This is a genomic window from Amycolatopsis sp. NPDC051716, assembly GCF_040681595.1.
In the GTDB taxonomy this organism is placed as follows: domain Bacteria; phylum Actinomycetota; class Actinomycetes; order Mycobacteriales; family Pseudonocardiaceae; genus Amycolatopsis.
Genome location: NZ_JBFAZA010000003.1, coordinates 269,569 through 284,092, shown reverse-complemented (window position 1 = coordinate 284,092; position 14,524 = coordinate 269,569). Strand labels below are relative to the sequence as shown.

Below are 14,524 nucleotides of genomic sequence, written 5' to 3'. Positions count from 1 at the left end.
CAGCCGCCCCGGTCACCGCCGCACGGAATTCGGTTGCGCTCAGCCGCCCCGGTCACCGCCGCACGGAATTCGGTTGCGCTCAGCCGCCCCGGTCACCGCCGCACGGAATTCGGTTGCGCTCAGCCGCCCCGGTCACTGCGACGCGGGATTCGGCCGCGCTCGGTTGCGGAGCGCGGCCGGCCACCCAGCCGCGGTCACCCAGCCGCTCACGCATTCCACGGCTGAAGCGCGGATCGGCGGCCGCGCCGTTTTGTCGGTGTGCGCCGATACGCTGGATCCGGGGGGCTCCCCCGCGCGCGGAGGCGAGGTTCAGCTGGGCCCACCGAACCCGGCGCGGATCAGGATTCGGCTGCGGCGCACTGGAACCCCGGCGGCAGGCAGGGTTCGGCTGCGCCAGGCTGAGTCCAGCTGGAGGTGAGTTCGGCTGCGCCAAGCTGAGTCCAGCTGGAGGCAAGTTCGGCTGCGCCAGGCTGTGGTCCAGCTGCAGGCGAGTGCGGCCGCGCCGCAATAGAGCCCCTCAGCTGTGCCGAGCAACCCGCCGGCCTCAGGCGCCCCGGCCTCAGCCGCAGCAGGCCCGGCGGACCCACCCACATCCCCGCGTCCAAGCAGCGTCAGCCGTAGATCGCCCGGTGGGCCGCCCGGATCACCGCCGCGTATCCGCCGCCCAGCATCCCCGCCCGGGCCATCGCCGCGCGGGCCGCGTTCGCTCCCGGGCCGCCGTGGACCGCTCCGCCCGGGTGAGCCGAGGCTCCCGCCAGGTACAGCCTGTCCACCGGGGTGTCCGCGCGGCCCGTGCCCGGCACCGGGCGGAAGAACAGCTGCTGGTGGATCGCCGTCGTTCCCCCGTTGATCGCGCCGCCGACCAGGCCCGGGTTGTGGCCCGCCAGCTCCGCCGGTCCCTGCGGATAGCGGGCCTTGATCAGCTCCGTGAACCCCGGCGCGTTCGCCTCCACCAGCTCCTCGATCCGCTTGACCCGCCGATCCAGCGCCGCCCGGTTCTCCACCGTGCCGCGCGGCACGTGCGTGTACGCCCACGCCGCCTCCGTGCCCGCCGGTGAGCGCGTCGGGTCGGTCGTGGTCATCTGGCCGAGCAGCAGGAACGGGCGGCGGGGGGTCCGGCCGCGGGCGAGCTCGCTCCCGAACGCCGACAGCCCGTCGAGGTCCGTTCCGAGGTGGATCGTGCCCGCGCCGCGCGCTCCTTCGGCCGTCCACGGGATCGGACCGGACAGCGCCCAGTCCACCTTCACCGTCGCGCTGTCCCATTCGAACTTGCCGAGGTCTTCGACCAGCCGGGACGGCAGCCACTCCTCCCCCACCAGCTCGCGGTACAGCACCGGGGCCGGCACGTCGGCGAGCACGGCCTTGCGTGCCCGCACCGGGTCGCCGTCGGCGTCGCGCACCCCCAGCGCCCGCCCGCCGCCGACGAGGATTTCCCGCACCGGACGTCCACAGTGGACTTTCCCGCCGCGCGACTCGAGCCGGCGGACCAGCGCCGCGGCCAGCTCGCCCGCGCCCCCTTCGGGCGCGGGGAAGCCCTCGTCCTGGCCGACCATCGCGAGCAGCCAGCCGAACACCGCGCTGCCGGCGTTGTCGACCGAAAGGTCGCTGTGCGCGGAGTTCCCGGCCAGCAGCAGCTTCGCGCCTTCGCCGTCGAACAGCTCGTCGCCGAAGCGGCGCGCGGGCAGCGTCAGCATGCGTGCCAGCCGCAGCGCGTCGCCCGTTCCGGTGCGGCGCAACAGCTTCAGCGCCGGGCGGACCGGCGGGAACGGCGTGAACAACGCGTTCAGCAGCGGCTCGCGAATCTCGCGCCACTGCTCGAACAACCGCCGCCACGCGTCGCCGTCGCCCGGGGCGAACTCGTCGGCCGACGCCGCCGTGCGGTCGATGTCCCGCGAAAGCACCGCGCACCGGTCGTCGGGCAGGACGTGCGCGAGCACGTCGGGCGCGTGCCGCCAGCGCAGGCCGTGCTCGTCCAGCCGCAGGCCGCGGATCACCGGCGACACCGCCGAAAGCGGGTAGAACGCGCTGAACAGGTCGTTGCGGAAGCCCGGCTCGGTGACTTCGGCGGTCCGGACCGCGCCACCGACGTGCTCGGTCGCCTCCAGGACCAGCACCGACCAGCCCGCGTCGGCCAGCAGGTTCGCCGCCACCAGGCCGTTGTGCCCGGCGCCGATCACCACCGCGTCGACGGCTTCCGTACTCACTCCGGCCTCCCGGCTGGTCAGGCTTGCGACTGGTGGCTCGGCCCGACCCGGGTGAGCGAGCGGAGCCGGGCCAGGACCCCGTCGCGGCGCGGCGGAGCCAGGGGCGGGCTCGCCGCCCCCGCGCCCGACCGGAGCCCGGCAACCAGGTCGGCGAGCGCGGCCGCGGCGTCATACCGAGGTTGCCAGCCCAGCGCGGTCTCCGCCAGGGTGGTGTCCCCGAGCGCGGCGCGATCGGCCAGCTCGAGCCAGCCCGGGTGCACCGGCAGCACCCCGCCCAGCCAGGCCGCCCGGGTCGCGAGCTGCACCACCGGCTTCGGCACCGGGAGGCGGGTGCCACCGAGGACTCCGGCCAGCGCATCCGCGGCGAGCACCTCCGGCGCGGCCAGGTTGACCGCGCCGGTGAAGCCCCGGCCGAGGATCAGCCGGATGGCTTCGGCGACGTCGGTGGTGTGCACCACCTGCGCGCGCAGGTCCGTCCACAGCGGAACCGGCAGCCGCCGTCCGCCGACGAGGTGAGCGGGCACCGCCGGGCCGAGCAGCCAGCGCGCGAACTCCCCGGCCGCGCTGCGGTGCAGGATCGCGCACGGCCGGATCCGCGCCACCTTGACCTGCGGATACTCCTCTTCGAACCGGTCCAGCAGCGTTTCCAGCGCGGCCTTGCCACGGCTGTAGGCGCTGCCCGCGATGCCGTCGCACGGCCAGTCCTCGGCCACCTTGTCCCAGCGGGGCGCGGGCCCGTAGGCGGCCACGGACGAGGCGACGACCACGTGCGGGACCCCGGCGCCCGCCGCCGCGGCCAGCACGTGCCGGGTGCCGTGGTCGTTGGTGCGCTCCATCGGCGGGTCGCCGCGCACCGGCGAGATCGCCCACGCCAGGTGGACGACGGCGTCCGCGCCCGTGAAGACCTCGGCCAGCTCCTCCTCCGCGCCGGGGAGGCCGATGTCGACGGTCCGCCAAGCCGCCCGCCGGTACGGTTCGGCCGTCGTGTCCGGCAGCCGCCGCGCGAGCCCGACCACCTCGTGGCCGGGCTCGAGCGCGTCCAGCAGTGCCGTTCCGACGTTCCCGGTCGCCCCGGTGATCACGATGCGCACCCGAAAGGCTTACCCGGTGTCGCGGTCGCGAAACTCAGTGACAACCGGGGCTTCGCCCCGGGCCGGGGGCTTCGCCACCCGGACCCCCGAAAACCTCAGACGAGGTCACGCGGAATCCGCCGGTGCCAGTTCCGCGACACGATCCGCCGGGCCCCGTCATAGCCGTCGAGCTGCGCATCGACGACGAACTCGGTGTCGGTGCACGAGACGCGCGTGCGGGTCTCGCTGCGCGCCACCCAGTCGCCGCGCGCGAAGGTGACGTCCCACGTGGTTTCCGCCACCGGGGAGCAGAAGTCGTCGGCGACCCAGCTGTACCGCTCGCGGACGTCCCGGGTGACCTCCAGGTCGAGGTCGTCGTACCGGACGGTCCCCGCGTCCTTCACGATGTCCAGCGCCGACCGGTAGTCGACGAGGTCCCGCGAGACGGTCCAGCGCTGCTCCCCCGGCGTCACGGCCGTCACGGACATCGGCGGCGCGCCCTCGGGTTCCCCGAACGGCCGGGCCGGCAGCTCGTCCGGCTCGGCGACCGGGCGCACCGGCAGCTCGAGCGCGCTGTGTCCGGTGTGGACACTCAACAGCACCGGCGTCGGCGGCGGCCAGGCCAGCGGCCAGTACGACGTCGACAGCGAGAGCCGGATCCGGTGCCCCGCCGGGAAAGCCTGCGCCACGGCGTTCAGCTCGATCTCGACCGAACAGCGCTCCCCCGGCTCCATCGGCGCCGGCTCGTCGTGGCCGTCGCGGTGGGTCAGGTTGAGCAGCCCGTAGGTGACCCGGGTGGCCCGCCCGTCCGGGGCGACGTCGGACAGCCGCGCCGCCACCATCGCGACCGGCCGATCGGCCGAGACCTCCAGCCGCACCTTCGGCGAGCCGAGGATCTCGCAGCGCTCGGTGAGCACGTCGGTGTCGAAGACCAGCGATCCGCCGTCCTCTTCGCGCTGGTCGTAGGGCAGGTCCGGCGGCGCGCTGTAGGACGCCCACTTCCCGGAGAACTGCCCGACCGACAGCGGCGACGACACGGTCAGCGCCTCGTCGGGCACCGTCTGCCCCGGCCGCGCGAGGCGGTGCGGGGCCAGCGGCAGCTCCTGCGGCTTGACGTGCGGCGACGGCCAGGTGGCCTCCCCGACCCAGCGGCCGGGGCGGTCTTCGTAGGACGTCGACGGCGGCACGCTCTCCTGCATCCAGGTCCGCAGCATCGGCCCGTCCATCGCGCCGTTCTCGTCCCCGCGCAGCCAGTGGTCCCACCAGCCGACGACCTCCTGGAGGTAGCCGATCGCCGGGCCCGGCTCGCCCAGGTGCGGGTACTTGTGCGACCACGGGCCGATCAGGCCGCGCCGCGGCACGTCGAGGTGGGCCAGGAGCCGGATCACGGCGTTGGAGTAGCCGTCGGCCCAGCCGCTCGAGGCCAGCACCGGCACCTGGACGTCGCCGTAGTTCTCCGACACCGACGCGTGCCGCCAGTACTCGTCACGGCGCTGGTGGCCGAGCCAGTTCTCGATCCAGAGGCTGCAGTTGTCCAGCCGCTCCCGCCACATCTCCCGCCACCGCTCGCCGACGACCGCCGGGTCGGGCGGCAGCGTGGCGTAGGCGAACATCGTGCCGGACTCGGCGACGTTGTCCGACAGCAGGCAGCCGCCCATGTAGTGCATGTCGTCGGCGAAGCGGTCGTCGGTGAACGACGAAATCACGATCGCACGCAGGCTCGGCGGTTTCCGCGCCGCGACCTGGAGCGCGGCGAACGCGCCCCAGGAAATCCCCATCATCCCGGTGTCGCCGGTGCACCACGGCTGACCGGCGATCCACTCGAGGACCTCTTCGGCGTCGAGCTGCTCGCGTTCGAGGTACTCGTCGGCCAGGACGCCCTCGGACTCGCCGGTGCCGCGGATGTCCACGCGCACGCAGGCGTACCCATGCCCGGCGAGGTAGGGGTGGTGGATCGAGTCGCGGGGCGCGGTGAGGTCCCGTTTGCGGTAGGGGATGTATTCGAGGATAGCCGGCACCGGGCCGGTGTCCGACGAGACCGGCCGCCAGATGCGGGCGGACAGGACGGTCCCGTCGGACATCGGGATCCGGACGTGGTCTTCCTCGGTGATTTCGTACGGCAGCGAGGTGACGGCTCGCAAGAGCAACTTCCTCCCGGGGTTTACTTGGCGGGCTGCAGCAGGATCTTCTGGGCGCCGTCGAGCTTCTTCTGGAAGATCTCGTACGCGCGGGGCGCTTCGTCCAGGGGCAGCTTGTGCGTGGCGAAGCCTTCGACGCCGAGCGGGTCGCCGTCACCGGTGAGCACCGGCATGATGTCGTCCAGCCAGTGCCGGACGTTGGCCTGGCCCATCCGCAGCTGGATCTGCTTGTCGAACAGCTCCATCATCGGCAGCGGGTCGACCATCCCGCCGTAGACGCCGGACAGCGAGATCGTGCCGCCGCGGCGGACGCTGTCGATGGCGGCGTAGAGCACGCTGAGCCGGTCGATCCCGGCCTTCTCGGTGATCTTCTCGCCCAGCGGCTGCGGCAGCAGCCCGACGAGGGTGTGCGCCAGCTTGCCGACCGGGGCGCCGTGCGCCTCCATGCCGACGGCGTCGATCACCGAGTCCGCGCCGCGCCCGTTGGTCAGCTGCCGGATGGAGTCGCCGATTTCCTTGTGGTCACGCGTGTCGAGCGCGGTGGCGCCGTGTTCGCGGGCCCGGGCGAGGCGCTCGGGCACCAGGTCGACCCCGATCACCTGGCCGGCGCCGCGGTGCCGCGCGATCCGGCAGGACATCTGCCCGATCGGGCCGAGGCCGAAGACGACGACCGTGCCGCCGTCGGGGATGTTCGCGTACTCGACGGCCTGCCAGGCGGTGGGAACGACGTCGGAGAGGTAGACGAACCGCTCGTCCGGCGGGCCGTCCGGCACCTTGATCGGGCCGTAGTGGGCCTGCGGTACCCGCAGGTACTCGGCCTGGCCGCCGGGGACCTGGCCGTAGAGCTTGGTGTAGCCGAGCAGCGAGGCACCCTTGCCGTGCTCCCTGACCTGGGTCGTTTCGCACTGCGACTGCAGGCCGCGCTCGCACATCCAGCAGTGGCCACAGGAGATGTTGAACGGGACCACGACCCGGTCGCCGGGCTTGAGGTTCGTCACCTCCGGCCCGACCTCTTCGACCACGCCCATCGGCTCGTGGCCGAGGATGTCGCCCTCGGTCATGAACGCGCCCAGCACCTCGTACAGGTGCAGGTCGGAGCCGCAGATCCCGGTCGAGGTGATCCGCACGACCGCGTCCGTGGCCTCCTCGATCTTCGGGTCCGGCACCTCTTCGACGCGGACGTCGCGTTTGCCGTGCCAGGTCACTGCCTTCATGGCTCTCCCTTTTCCGCGGGCGGGGTGGTCAAGCCCCGGCTTCCCGCGGGTGGCGACGGACAAACCCGGGCGCGGACGTCGCGAATGACTCATTCGCGGCACCGGAGGTCCCGAATGAGTCATTCGCGACCTTCGGCAGGCCAGGGCGGGTCAGGTGATCAGGTCGGCCACCAGGTACACGGCCGCGGCCACCGCCGCGGCGGCCGGGAAGGTCAGCACCCAGCCCAGCACGATGTCGCGCGCGATCCCCCACCGCACCGCCGACAGCCGCCGCGTCGCGCCGACACCCATGATCGCCGCCGTGATGACGTGCGTCGTCGAGATCGGCGCCTTCACCGCGAACGCCGTCACGTACAACACCGACGACGCCACCGATTCCGCGACGAAGCCGTGCGGCGGGTCGAGCGGGAAGACCCGCCTGCCGAGCGTCCGCATGATCCGCAGGCCACCCGAATAGGTGCCCAGCGACAAGGCCGCGGCGCACGCCAGGGTCACCCACAGCGGGACCGCGAACGTCGACTGCTGCCCGGCCGCGACCAGGGCCAGCACGATCACGCCCATGCCCTTCTGGGCGTCCTGCAGGCCGTGGCCGAGCGCGAGCGCCGAGGCGGAGACGAGCTGGAACCGGCGGAACACCCGGCCGCTGCGGTGCGGGTTCGCGCGGCGCAGCAGCCACAGCGCGGCGACCATGGCGAAGTAGCCCAGTACCAGGCCGAGCAGCGGCGACGCCACCATCGGGATCAGCACCTTCTCGGCGATCCCGGCCCAGTGCACGGTGCTCGCGGCGGCCAGCGCCGCGCCGACCATGCCGCCGATCAGCGAGTGCGAGGACGACGACGGGAGCCCGAAGTACCAGGTGATGAGGTTCCAGGTGATGGCGCCGGCCAGTGCCGCGAAGACCACGGTGAGCGCGTCCGGCCCCACCGGGACGTCGATGATCCCCTTGGCCACCGTCGCGGCGATGCCGGTCGACAGCAGCGCGCCCGCCAGGTTCATCACCGCCGCCAGCACGAGGGCGGCCCGCAGGGTCAGCGCCCGCGTCGACACCGCGCTGGCGATGGCGTTCGCCGCGTCGTGGAAGCCGTTGGTGTAGTCGAAGACGAGCGTCAGCACGATCACGGTGACCAGGGCGGCGGTCCCCGTCACTCAGGACTCCTTGACCGCGATGGTCTGCACCACATCGGCGAGGTGCTCGAACGCGTCGGCGGCCAGCTCGAACTGCTCGACGACCTCCTTGGTCTTCAGCACCTCGAGGGCGTCGCCGCCCGGCTCGAACAGGTGGGCCAGGATCCGCCGGTAGACGCGGTCGGCCTCGTTCTCGAGCTCGTTGATCTCGATCCAGAACGGCTCGAGCTCACCCACCTTGGCCAGCCCGGGCATCGACGACGCCGTCAGCTCGGCGGCCCGGCAGAGCACCCGGACCAGGACGTCGGTCCCCGGCGGGAACGTGCCGATGCGGTAGAGCACGGCCAGGTCCGCCGCGGTGTCCGTGAAGTCCAGCACGTCGTCGATCTTGGCGGCGAGGGCCTGGATGTCCTCGCGGTCGAACGGCGTCACGAACGAACTGTTGAGCTCCACCATGATCGTGTGCGTCAGCTCGTCGCCCTGGTGCTCGACCTCGTGCAGGCGCTTCGCGATCGATTCCCGCCCGGCGGGGTCGGCGGCGACGAGCTCCCCGAGCAACGCGGTCGCGGTGACGAGGTTCTTCGCCGCGTCGGCGAGCAGGTCGAAGAACCGGGTGCCCCGGGGGGTGAAGCGCATGGATGGAAGTCCCTTCGTCGCGCACGCCCGTCCGGGGCCGAGTACCCCGTCCGGCCGTACGTTTAACGGCCGATCTCCGGGAAATCAGGAGTCATGACCGATCCCGGATCCCGGCGCCTGAGAGTACTGCTCTGGCACGTGCACGGCTCATGGACCGACGCTTTCGTCCGCGGCCGCCACGACTACCTCGTGCCTGTGTCACCCGATGGTGCGCCCTGGGGTCTCGGGAAGGCGGGGCGGAACTGGCCGTCGGTCACCGAGGTGCCGCTCGACCGGCTGGCCGAGGCCGAGGCCGACGTCGTCGTCCTGCAACGCCCGGAGGAGCTGGATCTCGCCGCCCGCCTGGGCGTTCCGGCCGTCTACGTGGAACACAACGCGCCCCGGCCGTACGCCGCGTCCAGCGAACACCCGCTCGCCGGCCGGTCCGACATCACCGTCGCGCACGTGACCCACTTCAACGCGGCCATGTGGGACTGCGGCCGCGCCCCGGTGACCGTGGTGCCGCACGGCATCCCCGATCCGGGACCGCGCTACACCGGTGAGCTCGCCACCGGCGTGTCGATGATCAACGAGCCGGTGCGGCGGCGGCGCGTCACCGGCGCCGACCTGCTCGGCACGCTCGCCGAGACCGCCCCCGTCGACGTGTTCGGCATGGGGACCGAGGAACTCGGCGCGCCGCTGCGCGGGCTGGGCGACGTCCCGGCACCGAAGCTGCACGACGAAATCGCCCGCCGCCGCGTCTACCTGCACACCGCCCGGTGGACGTCGCTCGGACTGTCGCTTTTGGAGGCGATGTACCTGGCGATGCCGGTCGTCGTCTTCGCCGCCACCGAGGCGGTCGAGGCGATACCGGACGACGCGGGGGTGCTCTCCACGGACGTCTCCGTGCTGGCCCGCGGTTATCGCGAACTGCTGCACGAACCCGACTTCGCGGCGCTCGCCGGCAAGAACGCCCGCGAGCACGCGTGCAAGCACTACGGGCTGGACGCCTTCCTGACCACTTGGGACCGGCTCCTCGCCGAGACGGCCCGTTGAACCGTGAAGGGAACGCCTCACCGATGAAGATCGCCATGGTGTCCGAGCACGCCAATCCCCTCGCCGCGCTGGGCGAAGCCGACGCCGGTGGCCAGAACGTGCACGTCGCCGAGCTGTCGGCCGCGCTGGCGCGCGCCGGGCACGACGTCACCGTCTACACGAGACGGGAGAGCCGCGACGAGCCGTCCGAGGTCCGGACGCCGCAGGGGTACCGCGTCGTGCACGTACCGGCCGGGCCGCCCCGCAAGGAGCCGAAGGACCGCCTGCTGCCGTACATGGGCGAGTTCGGCAGCTTCCTGCGGGACCGGTGGGCCCTCGATCGGCCGGACCTGGCGCACGCGCACTTCTGGATGTCCGGCCTCGCGACGTCGCTCGCGGCGGGCGCGACGGGGACGCCGGTCGCCCAGACCTTCCACGCCCTGGGCGTGGTCAAGAAGCGCTACCAGGGCGACCAGGACACCAGCCCCGCCGACCGCATCCGGCTGGAGCGGATCATCGGCCGCCAGGCCGGGCGCGTGATCGCCACCTGCTCCGACGAGGTCTTCGAGCTGTCCCGCCTCGGCGTCCCGCGGTCGCGGATCTCGATCGTGCCCTGCGGCGTCGACCTCGGCCGGTTCTCCCCCGACGGGCCGGTGGCCCGCCGCCGGCTGCCGCACCGGCTGGTCACCGTCGGCCGACTGGTCCCGCGCAAGGGGTTCGACATCGCGATCACCGCGCTCGCCCAGCTGCCGGACACCGAGCTCGTCATCGCGGGCGGCCCGGAGCGGGGCCGGCTGTCCCAGGACCCCGAGGCGGCCCGGCTGCGGCAGCTGGCCGACCGGCTCGGCGTCGGCGACCGCGTCCGCTGGCCCGGCCAGGTGTCGCGCGAGGACATGCCGGCGCTGCTGCGCTCGGCCGACGCCGTCGTGTGCGCGCCGTGGTACGAGCCGTTCGGGATCGTGCCCCTGGAGGCGATGGCCTGCGGGGTCCCGGTGGTCGCGGCCGCGGTGGGCGGCCTGACCGACACCGTCGTCGACGGCGTCACGGGGCTGCTGGTCCGCCCGCACCAGCCGAAGGAGCTCGCCTCCCGCGTCCGCCGGCTGATCGACGACCCGGCCCTTTGCCACGCCTACGGCACCGCGGGCCACGACCGCGCGGTCGCCCGCTACTCGTGGGACCGCGTCGCCGCGGACACGCTGCGCGCGTACCACAAGCTGGTCCCGGAGACGGCGATGACGGCCGAGGCCCGCTGAACCCCAGGGTCGGCTCGCGCACCTGGAGGGTCGGCTCAGGTACCGGAAGGGTCGGCTCGCGTACCTGGAGGGTCGGTTCCCGAGCCGACCCTCCGGGTACGCGAACCGACTCCCTGGGTACGCGAGCCGACCCTCTGGGTACGTGAACCGGCCCGTTCAGCCCACGTAGCGGCGGGCCTTCGACTCACGCTGGGGTGCTTCCAGCAGGCGCAGGCCGTGTTCGACGTGCTGCGGGACCACCCGGCGGTCCCGCAGCACCGACGGGAGGCCGCGGGCCACGTCCAGCAGCGCCGCTGCCGTGGCCAAGTCCGCCGGCGCGGACCGCAGCACGTCACGGCCGCGGCGGAACACCGCCGGCCAGGGGCGGCGCAGCAGGAGCGTCCACAGCGTGTTGCGGATGCCGAGGCGGCGGCGGTGGCGCGGGTCGCGCAGCTTCGAGGGCGCGTGGTGGATCACGACGTCCTCGGCCCAGCACATCCACCAGCCCCGCGCGGCCAGGTCCAGGGCGAACAGCTCCTCCTCGCCGCCGAGCCACATGCGCGTCGAGAAGCCGCCGACCTCGCGGAACGCGCTGACGCGCACCGCCGTCAGGCCCGCCATGATGCCGAGCAGGGCCGGTCCCGGCAGCCAGTCCGGCCCCGGCACCGGCGACTCGCGCAGCTCCGGGGTGATCGGGTCCTCGGCCAGGCCGGGCTCGACCAGGCAGCGCCCGGTCACCGAGCCGAGCCCCGGATACGCGTCCAGCAGATCGGCGGCCCGGGTCAGGGCGCCGGGCTGCCAGGTCGTGTCGTCGTCGCAGAAGGCCACGTACGGTGTCGTCACCTCTTCGACGGCGATGTTGCGCGCCACCGCGCCGAGGTTCTCCGCCAGCCGCAACAGGCGGACGCCGGGGAACTCCCGCGCGACCATGCCGGCCGTGCCGTCCGCGGAGCCGTTGTCCGCGACGAAGACGGGTGCGGCGTCGGGCAGGGACGTCATGTGCGCCAGCGTCTCGCGCAGCTGCTCGCGGCGGTTGCAGGTGATGATCACGACCGAGATTCGCGCCATTCGGCGGTCCTTTCCAGAGTCCGGGCCTGGTGTTCGACGTGGGCGGGCAGCACGCGCCGCGAACTCAGCGCGCGCGGCAGCCGCGGCACCGCACCGAGGACGGCGCCGGGGGCCCGCACCAGCGTCCGCGCCACCTCGCGGCGGCAGACCCGCGGTGGGCGGCGCAGCACGGCGATGAGCAGCCGGTTGCGCAGTTCGGCCCGGCGGCGCCACGACGACGGCGGCCGCGACCGGGACGGGTGGTGGTGGGCGCGCAGGCGCCCGACGTAGCAGACCTCCCAGCCCCGCGCGGCCAGGTCGTAGGCGAGCAGCTGCTCCTCGGCCCCGAAGTGCAGCAGTGGGCTGAACCCGCCCACCTGCAGGTACGCCGTGCGGCGCACGATCGCGGAGCAGGCGAGGAAGCCGAGCACCAGCGGCCCGGGCGCGCCGGCCGGGTGGCCCAGCGGGCTGCGCTCCATTTCGGGCGTCACCGGGTCGTCCCGGCATTCCGGGCCGACGAGGGTGCGTGCGGCGAGCAGGCCGGTCCGCGGGTGTTCGTCGAAGATCCGCTCGGCCTCGGCCAGCGCGTCCGGCGCCCACCACGAGTCGTCGTCGCTGAAGGCGATGTAGGGCGTGTCGGCCACGATTACGCCGAGGGTGCGCGCGGCGGCGCCGAGGTTCTGCGGCAGCCGGATCACGCGGACGTTCGGGTGTCCTCCGGCGACCTCGGCGGTCCCGTCTTCGGAAGCGTTGTCCAGCACGATGACCGGCGGGCAGGGGTCCAAAGAGGACAACCGGCCGAGGGTACGCGCCAGCTCGGTGGCGCGGTTGCGGGTGGCGATGACGACGGTCGTGCGCGCGCTCATCGCGACCCCACCAACTCGTCCACCAGCGCGGCCAGCGAGGCCGGGTGCGCGGGCGGCCGCACCGGGGCCGGCAGGCACCACTCCAGGCGGGCGTCGAGCAGCGCGGTGTCGCCGGCGTCCTCGGCCGCCACCACCGGCCAGTCCAGCGCCCGGCCCTGCGCGGTCACCTTCCCGCCGCCGGCGACCGGGTCGACGGCGAGCACCGGCACGCCGGCCTTGAGCCCGAAGACCAGCCCGTGCAACCGGGTCGTCACGACGGCGTCCATTTTGGACACCAGCGCGGCGAACTGGTCCGGGGTCGCGCACCGCTCCCAGTCCGCGTGCGCGAGCCGGGTGTCCAGCGGCACGCGGGCGCAGTCCAGGCCGGCGAGCCAGCCGGTCAGTGCCTCGTGGACGTCGCCGTGGCGCCCCGCCCCGCCGTATTCCGGCTGGCGCGGTGCCAGGATCACGCCGAGCACCGGCGTGGGCGACACCGGCGCGCCCAGCGCCAGGTCGAGCTCGGCGGTCACGCCGTCGTCGCGCGGGATGACCCGGTGGAACCCGGTGACCGCCGGGTCTTCGGCGTCGGGCACGGACACGCCGACCGCGATCCGGCGGCAGGAGGCGTAGCGCTCGTGCAGCGAACGCACCTGCGGCCCGTGCACCGGTCCGCAGGCGAAGACGACGTGGGTGTAGTCGCCGGGGGGCGCGTCGGGCAGGTGCAGGGCGCCGGGCCGGAAGCCGGGGCTCCACGCGACCCGGTGGTCGATCCCCGCCTCCGCCAGCGCGTTCCCGGCCGCGCGCAGGCTGAGGACGTCACCCGCGGTGGCTTCTCCGTGCAGAAAACTGGCCCAGCCGGTGAGCAGAACTCGCATGGTCCGGGCGCTTACCCGCTCTCCACCCCCTTACACGGTTTTGCGGCCGCCGGGGCCGGGTAGCCGCCACGGCATGACGGATCCGGGAGTGACCAGGCGGTTCGGGCGTGCGGTGGTGACCGGGGGTGCCGGCTTCGTCGGCGCGCACCTGTGCGAGTTACTGCTCGAAGAGGACATAGAAGTCGTCGCCGTCGACAACCTCGCGACGTCCTCGGCGGACAGCCTGGACCACCTGCGCCGCCACGAGGGGTTCCGGTTCGTGCGGCACGACGTCACGCAGCCGATGCCGCTGAGCTGCGAGGCCGACGTCGTCTTCCACCTGGCTTCGGCCGCCTCGCCCCGCGACTACCTGGCCCTGCCGCTGGAAACCCTGCGCGCGGGCTCACTCGGCACCGAGAACGCGCTCGAGCTGGCCCGCCGCGACGGCGCCCGGTTCGTGCTCGCCTCGACCAGCGAGGTCTACGGCGATCCCCTGGAACACCCGCAGCGCGAAGGGTATTGGGGCAACGTCAACCCGATCGGCCCGCGCAGCGTCTACGACGAAGCCAAGCGTTACGCCGAAGCGCTGACGTCGGCCTACCGCCGCGAATTAGGTGTCGACACGGCGATCGCGCGGATCTTCAACACCTACGGCCCCGGCATGCGCGCCCACGACGGCCGGATGATCCCGGCGTTCCTCGACCAGGCGCTCAAGAACGACCCCATCACGGTCACCGGCACCGGTGAGCAGACCCGGTCCATCTGCTACGTCGAGGACACCGTCCGCGGTCTGCTGGCCCTCGCCCGGGCGGACCACCCGGGGCCGGTCAACATCGGCAACCCGGGCGAACTGACCGTCCGCCAAGTGGCCGAGCGCATCAAGGACATCACCGGGTCCGGCTCCCCGATCGAATACGTCGATGCCGTCGTCGACGACCCGCAGCGGCGGTGCCCCGACATCTCCCTCGCCCGCGATGTCCTCGGCTGGGAACCGAAGATCGACTCCGACGACGGTCTCCGTCGCACTGCGGCGTGGTTCCGCCGGGCGCCGTCGCGCTGAGTAGCGACGCCCAGGGCTTATGCGCGCCATCGTTTATCAACGACTTCGCCGGGTAGCGCTATAGGCGAGAGCGGGCCCCACGAGT

At 73.2% G+C, this 14,524-nt stretch carries 12 protein-coding genes; 3 read left to right on the top strand and 9 right to left on the bottom strand.

From position 1 onward, the window contains the following. Window positions 1-611 precede the first annotated feature (611 nt). From AB0M30_RS05605 to AB0M30_RS05580, 6 genes are all read right to left on the bottom strand, one after another. Window positions 612-2,204 carry an NAD(P)/FAD-dependent oxidoreductase gene (locus tag AB0M30_RS05605; protein WP_364580259.1) on the bottom strand — a complete coding sequence of 531 codons (1,593 nt, stop codon included), beginning with the start codon at window positions 2,202-2,204 and terminating at the stop codon, window positions 612-614. A 17-nt stretch (window positions 2,205-2,221) separates the two neighbouring features. Further along, window positions 2,222-3,295 (bottom strand): NAD-dependent epimerase/dehydratase family protein, encoded by a 1,074-nt coding sequence (locus AB0M30_RS05600; protein ID WP_364580256.1) that lies wholly within the window; start codon window positions 3,293-3,295, stop codon window positions 2,222-2,224. Between the two features lie 95 nt (window positions 3,296-3,390). Next, window positions 3,391-5,415: a CocE/NonD family hydrolase gene (locus AB0M30_RS05595; RefSeq protein ID WP_364580253.1), complete on the bottom strand. Its 2,025-nt coding sequence runs from the start codon at window positions 5,413-5,415 to the stop codon at window positions 3,391-3,393. 20 nt (window positions 5,416-5,435) lie between these two features. Continuing rightward, the gene (locus AB0M30_RS05590) at window positions 5,436-6,626 is read right to left on the bottom strand and encodes a zinc-dependent alcohol dehydrogenase (RefSeq protein ID WP_364580250.1); all 1,191 of its coding nucleotides are present in this window, start codon (window positions 6,624-6,626) and stop codon (window positions 5,436-5,438) included. A 150-nt stretch (window positions 6,627-6,776) separates the two neighbouring features. After that, window positions 6,777-7,772 carry an inorganic phosphate transporter gene (locus tag AB0M30_RS05585; RefSeq protein ID WP_364580248.1) on the bottom strand — a complete coding sequence of 332 codons (996 nt, stop codon included), beginning with the start codon at window positions 7,770-7,772 and terminating at the stop codon, window positions 6,777-6,779. After that, entirely contained in the window at window positions 7,773-8,387 is a 615-nt protein-coding gene (locus tag AB0M30_RS05580; protein ID WP_364580245.1) for a DUF47 family protein, read from the bottom strand. It lies immediately after the preceding gene. 93 nt (window positions 8,388-8,480) lie between these two features. On the opposite strand from AB0M30_RS05580, the gene AB0M30_RS05575 reads away from it, so the two are divergent. Then, window positions 8,481-9,422, top strand: coding sequence for a glycosyltransferase (locus AB0M30_RS05575; RefSeq protein ID WP_364580242.1), 942 nt, complete (start codon window positions 8,481-8,483; stop codon window positions 9,420-9,422). Window positions 9,423-9,445: 23 nt separating this feature from the next. Next, entirely contained in the window at window positions 9,446-10,654 is a 1,209-nt protein-coding gene (locus AB0M30_RS05570; protein WP_364580239.1) for a glycosyltransferase family 1 protein, read from the top strand. Between the two features lie 156 nt (window positions 10,655-10,810). Here AB0M30_RS05570 and AB0M30_RS05565 read toward each other — a convergent pair whose 3' ends face one another. Genes AB0M30_RS05565 through AB0M30_RS05555 form a run of 3 tightly spaced genes read right to left on the bottom strand, consistent with a single transcriptional unit; the run spans window position 10,811 to window position 13,400 of the window. Further along, window positions 10,811-11,701 carry a glycosyltransferase gene (locus AB0M30_RS05565; RefSeq protein ID WP_364580236.1) on the bottom strand — a complete coding sequence of 297 codons (891 nt, stop codon included), beginning with the start codon at window positions 11,699-11,701 and terminating at the stop codon, window positions 10,811-10,813. Further along, complete coding sequence (locus AB0M30_RS05560) at window positions 11,680-12,546, bottom strand: glycosyltransferase (protein ID WP_364580233.1); 867 nt, start codon at window positions 12,544-12,546, stop codon at window positions 11,680-11,682. Before AB0M30_RS05560 ends, AB0M30_RS05565 begins: the two co-directional genes overlap by 22 nt. Continuing rightward, on the bottom strand, window positions 12,543-13,400 hold the full coding sequence (locus AB0M30_RS05555; RefSeq protein ID WP_364580230.1) for a polysaccharide pyruvyl transferase family protein: 858 nt from the start codon (window positions 13,398-13,400) through the stop codon (window positions 12,543-12,545). The genes AB0M30_RS05560 and AB0M30_RS05555 overlap by 4 nt, the downstream gene beginning before the upstream one ends. 73 nt (window positions 13,401-13,473) lie before the next feature. On the opposite strand from AB0M30_RS05555, the gene AB0M30_RS05550 reads away from it, so the two are divergent. Continuing rightward, window positions 13,474-14,439 (top strand): UDP-glucuronic acid decarboxylase family protein, encoded by a 966-nt coding sequence (locus tag AB0M30_RS05550; protein WP_364580227.1) that lies wholly within the window; start codon window positions 13,474-13,476, stop codon window positions 14,437-14,439. Window positions 14,440-14,524: the final 85 nt, after the last annotated feature.